Origin of the sequence: Vibrio sp. V19_P1S1T109 (assembly GCF_002241375.1) — a bacterium.
GTDB lineage: Bacteria > Pseudomonadota > Gammaproteobacteria > Enterobacterales > Vibrionaceae > Vibrio > Vibrio anguillarum.
Map to the genome: position 1 here is coordinate 1 of NZ_NDIM01000372.1, position 7110 is coordinate 7110.

The window sequence follows — 7110 nt, forward strand, 5'->3', positions numbered from 1 at the left end:
GAGTGAAAGTTTTAAATGCTGTCCGTAGTTAAAATTTTCCATAAATATAAATCGTCCTTAATGGAGTTAAGAATGAAAAAAGTAAGTGTAATTGCTGCCGCAGTGGCTGCTACTCTAGCAGCAGGTTCTGCTTTTGCTGCAGAAACTGATTTTCATGGTTATATGCGTGCTGGATTTGGTGCCAACGCTGACGGTGGTTCTCAGTACTGTTATGGTAATGGTGGTCCAACTGTATTTGGGCATGCAGTTGGTCGTCTAGGTGATGAGTGTGATGTATATGCTGAACTCTCCCTTAATGTAAACAAAGTATGGGAAAGTGCAGAAGGAGATTCTTTCAACTTACATACTTTGGTTGCGTACGGTACTTATGAAAATGGCGGCTTAGATTATCGTGGTAACTCTTTCCAAAGTATCGGTGTTGATCCTGATAGCCCTTGGAATGGACAACGTGCAGCATTCCGCGAAGCTTGGGTTGATTATTCAATGTCTAATGGTATGAAACTTTGGGCTGGTAACCGTTATTATGGTCGCAAAGATATACATATCTTGGATATGTATTATATCAATAACTCAGGCAATGGTATTGGTGTGGAGAATATTGATGTTGGTTTTGGTCAGTTCCATGCAGCTGTTGTTCAACACAAATGGAAAGCTCCATTGTCAGTCGTTGACGATTCAAGTACGCCTATTGATGAATCAGCAGTTTTAGAAAATACACAGGTATATTCTACAGCTAATTCAATTGATTTGCGTTTAACAGGTATTGAAACAAATGATAAAGGTAGCATGGAGTTTATCCTTCTAGCTGCTAAGCCTTCTCATACAGATGCTCAAGAAAAAGCGATTGAAGCCGATGTAGGCAATGCTGGTGATTATGGTTTAGATAAAGCAGGTTTCTCGTTCACTGCCGAGCATACCCAAGGTCACAGTATGGGTTTCAACAAAGCTGTGATTCAGTACAACACTGAAGGTTATGCATGGTCTGGCTTTGTAGGTAACCACCTTGGTGACTCATACAATATGGAAATGGGTCAGGAAGGTCGAAAATCGATTCGCTTGATTGATTGGGGTGTTATCGAAGGTAATAAGTGGGATCTTGGTTATTCTGTAGTTTATGCGCAACTTCTTGATAAAGGCAAAGGTGCATCTAGCGATGCTGAAGATGCGACTGCTTTAAGTGTTGTAGTTCGTCCTTCATACAAATGGTCTGAAACTATGAGTACAGTATTGGAAGTAGGTTATTACCAACAAGACTTTGGTTCTGATTGGAGTGCTGAAAAACAAGACCTGAATAAAGTGACTATTGCACAACAATGGCAAGCAGGTAAAAGCTTCTGGGCTCGTCCTGCAATTCGCGTATTTGCTAGCATGTATGATGGTGATATGGCTGTAGAAAATAATGATGTTATGGTTGGTGCACAAGTTGAAGCTTGGTGGTAATGACTAACATGTTAATGTCTGAATAGTTTAAAGTAGCCAGCAATATGCTGGCTACTTTCATATTTCGAATAGGTCTTTTTATGAATAAAAAAAACTGGTTAGTGCTATATGGATTAACTCTTTTGACAGGTTGCTCTTCTTTGAAAAGTGTATCAAATGAAGTTGTAGGCAATGATGTTAAGGTTGTTTCAAGGGTTGAAAGCATCAAATGGAATACTGTTAACATCCCTAGTTCGTTCTCATTTGTTTTTTCTCCGGGAAGCCAGTTGTTACAAATGGATGGTTTTACTAGTCCTGTGTCTGGATTTTCGTTTCCAAACCCAGGAATTCCGATTATCCTCGAGGTTAATGCGCCAGTTAAAGATCTTTCTGTATTTTCACCAAGTGTGAACATATATGATCAAAATATGAATTTAATTCATAAGTACACATCTGATGTCTTTGGTTATGATCGTAATAACTTTGTTAAAGGTGCCGTATTATTTGGGGAGATTCAGCTGAATATACCAGAATCTATTTCTATGGCACACGTCATTATTTATACTACCCCAAAAGATTTAAAAGAGACGACTACTATTATCCATCCAGCAAAAGCGATGGCTATTTCTAAACGAAATGATCCTCCGGCGATTGATGACCTTCTCGCGAATCACAGTAAATATGGTACTCTTTCTGTATCAATAAGAACTAAGTCTACATTCAGTTTATTTGGTGAGTCAAAATCACCTTCAGCTCCAAATATTCCAAAACCAGTGCCAGCCCTAAAAGTTGTTAACGTTCTACCTGAAACTCAAAGTTATTATTATCAGGTAATTGAATTAGCGGTAAAAGCGAACGATATCGCCAAAGCACTGAGCCTACTTGATGAAGCCAAAGCGCTAGGTATTGATGGAGCACAAGAAGTCTTTGTTAAAGCCGTGAACGAGAAATAATTAAAGATCGTACTACGGGCGTCCCTATGTGTACGCCTTTCTTTTTCTAGTCTCAAAATTCTGAGCTTCGATTACTAAATATGACAAGCGAATTATCACTTCTCTCACTTTAGAACTCACTAGATCATTCAATGCAGAGATAAATATCATGGAACCCAAATGGTGGCATAGCGCTGTGGTATACCAAATATACCCGCGCAGTTTTTACGATTCTAATCACGATGGTATCGGCGATTTAAATGGCATTATTAGTAAGCTTGATTACCTTGCAGAGTTAGGCATTAACGTTATTTGGCTATCTCCTGTTTATCAATCTCCAATGGATGATAACGGTTATGATATTTCTGACTACCAAGCAATAGCTCAAGAGTTTGGTTCCATGGAAGATATGCAGCGTTTACTGAGCGAAGCACAAAAACGCAATATTAAGATAGTGATGGATCTTGTTGTTAATCATACATCGGATGAACACCAATGGTTTTTACAAGCTAAGCAATCACGAGACAATCCGTATCGAGATTACTACATTTGGCGGGATGCAAAACCGGATGGCAGTGCGCCGGATGATACAGGGTCAATTTTTGGTGGCAGTGCTTGGCACTGGGATGAGCAAACGCAGCAATATTATTTCCACCTTTTTTCTAAACGTCAGCCAGATCTGAATTGGGAAAACCCTAAAGTGCAGCAAGAAGTGCACAGCATGATGAACTGGTGGATTGAACAGGGCATTGGTGGTTTTCGATTAGATGTTATTGATTTAATTGGCAAAGAAATTGATAAGGGCATTACTGGTAATGGCCCGCGCTTGCATCCGTTATTACAGCAAATGAATGCCGCCACCTTTGGTAATCAAGATCTGCTGACCGTGGGAGAAACTTGGGGAGCCACACCAGACATTGCAAAACTGTACAGTGCGCCGAGTCGTCGTGAGTTATCGATGGTTTTCCAATTTGAACACATCACTTTGACGTGGGAGCATGGTGACAAATGGAACCCTATTCCGTTAGATCTTAAGCAGTTTAAACAGGTATTAACCAAGTGGCAGATTGAGCTTGCCGATCAGGGTTGGAATTCATTATTTTGGAATAATCATGACCTGCCACGCGCTGTATCTAAGTATGGTGATGACAAACGCTACCGAGTTGAATCTGCGAAAATGTTGGCAACGAGCTTACACTTTCTGAAAGGCACGCCTTATATTTATCAAGGCGAAGAGATTGGTATGACGAATGTGGCCTTCGATTCGCTCGATCAATACCGAGACATCGAGACGTTAAATTTTTATCGTGTGAAGACAGAATCGGGCGTTTCTCATCAACATATGCTGGATGCTATTCATCAAAACAGCCGTGATAACGCTCGAACGCCAATGCAATGGTCAGCGGATAAACACGGCGGATTTACTCAAGGTTCTCCGTGGATAGAGGCGAATCCTAACTACCTAAAAGTCAATGTTGAACAAGCGCTCGCTGATAAACAATCGATTTACCATCACTATAAAAAGTTAATTGCACTGCGTAAAAAACACCTGTCCATCGTCTATGGATCGTTCACGCCTTTATTTGAAGAACATGATCAAGTGTTTGGCTATGTGCGCGAGTACCAAGGTGAGCAAATTGTCGTGATCAGTAATTTTTCATCGGCCACGGTTTGTTTAACAATACCCGAAAAGTTTCAATTGAGAGCGGTGGAGTGTTTGAGCTCTAATTATCAAGAGATTGAAAAATTAGAAGAAAATCTAGTACTCGAGCCTTATCAATCCATCGCGGTTTTGATGAGAGAGTAAAGTGAGTGGCTCATTTTTGATCTGGAATGAACGCAGCGATTTGGCTGCGTTTTTTCATTCATTGACCCAAATCGGAATCTATTCCTCAATTAGTGTGATTGTGCGTAACACTCTTGAAAAGAGTACGGTACTATCTTAGTGCTAAGGCTACGTGGCTTAATTAATCCACGAGCATTAGATATAGAGTGGCCTCTCTGTTTTGGATGAACGGATTTGACTGTTTCGTATGCTTTAAATGGTTCGAGACAGAATGAATGTGGTCAGACTTTTTCAAAGATTGAGAAAAATGGTCGATAATGAAGTTAATCAGCTAAATAAGATTTGAATCAATGAGCACTATTGGGATTGCCATAGGCGCAACCGGGTTATCACTTATCCTCATCTTCGTGTGGATGTTTTCGCTCTCTTTGCGCAAAAAACGCTTAGAGGAAGAGAGAAAAGAGAGAGAAATCGCTTATCGCAAAGCGATAGAAAAATCACGTGAACAAGAAAGACAAGATCGCTTGTTTAAGGCCGAAACAGGCCATGTGCCGACGATTTTGTATTTAGCGAAAGAAGCCGAACGAACCAACCTCAAAGAGGCGATGTACTGGTATGACAAAGCGGCAAATTATGACAATGTTACGGGAATGTATGGTGTTGTTCGGATTTGCCAAAAGTTTCGAGATGATCTGATTTTGCGGGAAAAAGAGAAGTTTTGGCAGACTTGTATTGCAGGCATTGAAGGTAACTTAACCGCAAAGTATGAAACTGGCATGGCCTATATTCATGGCCGTGGCGTGGAAGCGAATACTGCGAAAGGAGTCTCGTTAGTACAAGAGGCTGCGGAAGCGAATTTGCTCGACGCTGTGATTTTTATGGGGGATTGGTGTGTTTCACATGACAATATTGCGCCATCACCAGCGGATTCAACATTTTGGTATTCCAAAGCCGCGAAGCTAAATAGCCCGATAGGACAGATGAAACTAGGCTTGAATTACCTTAAGGGTGTTGGTGTCGCAATGGACCACAGTAAAGCTTGTTATTGGTTAGAGCGAGCTTCTGAAAAAGGTCATGTAGAGGCGATGTATCACGCAGGAGAAGCTTGGATAGATAAAGGTTCAAATGGCAATGCTATTGCTTATATTTGGTTATTTTTATCGGCTCATTTTGGTTTTGAACCAGCAAAGGTGCTAAGAGATCAAGTGGGCTCACGTATCGGTGTCGATTCTGTTGTGGGGTTGCAATCGTTGGCCAAACCACTCATGAAGAAAATCGGTGCGGGTACTGTAAGTAAACACTCAATTATTAAGGCGCTGAACAAGCTCTACAAACGTGGGATCCCTATCCCAGAGAAAGGGGAGTTGCCTGATGAAGACGATCTCTCATTGAGCGTAGGGGCGGATGCCTCCGAAGAGCTTTTGTCATCCAGCCCATCTGATGATCATGAGGTTCTAACGCGATTAGATTTCTCCAATACTTCAATGGACAGGTAATGCTGGATCGATAAAGTGGCTAAGCACTGTAAATAAAAAATCTCTGAAATAAAAATCCCCAGCGAATCGGCTGGGGATTTTTGTTGGTATCGGTTTTAGTGTATCGAATGATTATGCTGATTTATTGTGCTCAGCTTGGCAAACCGCAGCAGTGAAGACAACATCTGTGGAGCTGTTGAGCGCTGTTTCAGCTGAATCTTGAATCACGCCTATGATAAAGCCAACGGCAACAACCTGCATTGCTACGTCATTTGAAATGCCAAATAACCCACATGCGAGCGGGATCAGCAGCAGTGAACCACCGGCCACACCGGATGCGCCACAGGCAGAAACAGCAGCAACGATGCTCAGTAGCAAGGCTGTCATCAGGTCAATTTCAATACCTACTGTGTTTACTGCCGCTAGGGTGAGAACCGTGATAGTAATGGCGGCACCAGCCATATTAATGGTCGCGCCGAGTGGGATCGAGACTGAATAAGTATCTTCATCCAGTTTTAGTTTCTCACACAACGCCATGTTTACTGGGATATTGGCGGCGCTTGAGCGTGTGAAAAATGCGGTGACACCACTTTCACGCAAGCACTGGAACACCAATGGATACGGGTTTTGGCGAGTTTTCGCGTACACAATGATTGGATTGACAACTAATGCGATGATCAACATAGCACTGAGTAATACGAATAAAAGGTTGGCATAACCAGCCAAAGATTCAAAGCCAGTCGTGGCAAACGTGGATGCAACCAAGCCGAAAATACCAAACGGTGCTAGGCGAATAATAAAACGCACAATTTGTGAAACGCCGTGGCTTAAATCTTCAAATACGGCTTTAGTTGTTGCTGAGGCATGGTGTAAAGCTAAGCCCAACCCAACAGCCCATGCCAGAATGCCAATATAGTTTGCACTCATTAGAGCATTGACAGGGTTATCAACCAGCTTAAACAACAGGGTATTAAGCACTTCAGCGATGCCTTGAGGAGGCGTTGCACCTTCTGCCCCCGCAACCAATGTTAAGGTTGTAGGGAAGATAAAGCTCAATACAACGGCAGTAAGAGCGGCGGTGAAGGTCCCAAAAAGGTAAAGCACCACGATTGGGCGCATATAAGTGTGTTGGTTTTTCTTTTGGTTTGCGATGGACGCGGCGACCAAAATAAACACGAGGATCGGCGCTACGGCTTTAAGTGCGCCAACGAAAAGGTCGCCAAGTAGGCCGACGCTTTTCGCATCATCGGGTGAAAGGGTTGCTAATATCCCACCGAGAACGATACCGGCGAGTATTTGCAGAACCAAATTGCCACGCGCAAAACGGGCGAAAATATTGTTGCTTTGCATAGTTATCCCTGCAATAAATCGAATTACATCCTGCATGACCTAAATACTACGAAGTCATAGCATCGGTTATGGTAGACAAATAGAGTTATAGTGACATCAGTGAGCTCCACTGAAGGGGGTAATGATATCTACGCGGGATATTGTGTCT

Annotated in this window: 5 protein-coding genes; 4 read left to right on the plus strand and 1 reads right to left on the minus strand. The window is 42.2% G+C overall.

What is annotated here, in order from left to right:
• Window positions 1–72 precede the first annotated feature (72 nt).
• The 4 genes from B9J87_RS17100 to B9J87_RS17115 all read left to right on the plus strand — a co-directional run bounded on the left by B9J87_RS17100 (window position 73) and on the right by B9J87_RS17115 (window position 5633).
• Window positions 73–1440 carry a carbohydrate porin gene (locus tag B9J87_RS17100; protein WP_094151891.1) on the plus strand — a complete coding sequence of 456 codons (1368 nt, stop codon included), beginning with the start codon at window positions 73–75 and terminating at the stop codon, window positions 1438–1440.
• An 80-nt stretch (window positions 1441–1520) separates the two neighbouring features.
• Window positions 1521–2372, plus strand: coding sequence for a MalM family protein (locus tag B9J87_RS17105; RefSeq protein ID WP_094151893.1), 852 nt, complete (start codon window positions 1521–1523; stop codon window positions 2370–2372).
• Window positions 2373–2520: 148 nt separating this feature from the next.
• Window positions 2521–4158: a glycoside hydrolase family 13 protein gene (locus tag B9J87_RS17110; protein ID WP_094151895.1), complete on the plus strand. Its 1638-nt coding sequence runs from the start codon at window positions 2521–2523 to the stop codon at window positions 4156–4158.
• Between the two features lie 329 nt (window positions 4159–4487).
• Window positions 4488–5633 (plus strand): tetratricopeptide repeat protein, encoded by a 1146-nt coding sequence (locus tag B9J87_RS17115; protein ID WP_094151897.1) that lies wholly within the window; start codon window positions 4488–4490, stop codon window positions 5631–5633.
• 111 nt (window positions 5634–5744) lie between these two features.
• On the opposite strand, the gene sstT is transcribed toward B9J87_RS17115, so the two are convergent.
• Window positions 5745–6962 carry a serine/threonine transporter SstT gene (sstT, locus tag B9J87_RS17120; RefSeq protein WP_026028166.1) on the minus strand — a complete coding sequence of 406 codons (1218 nt, stop codon included), beginning with the start codon at window positions 6960–6962 and terminating at the stop codon, window positions 5745–5747.
• Window positions 6963–7110 lie beyond the last annotated feature (148 nt).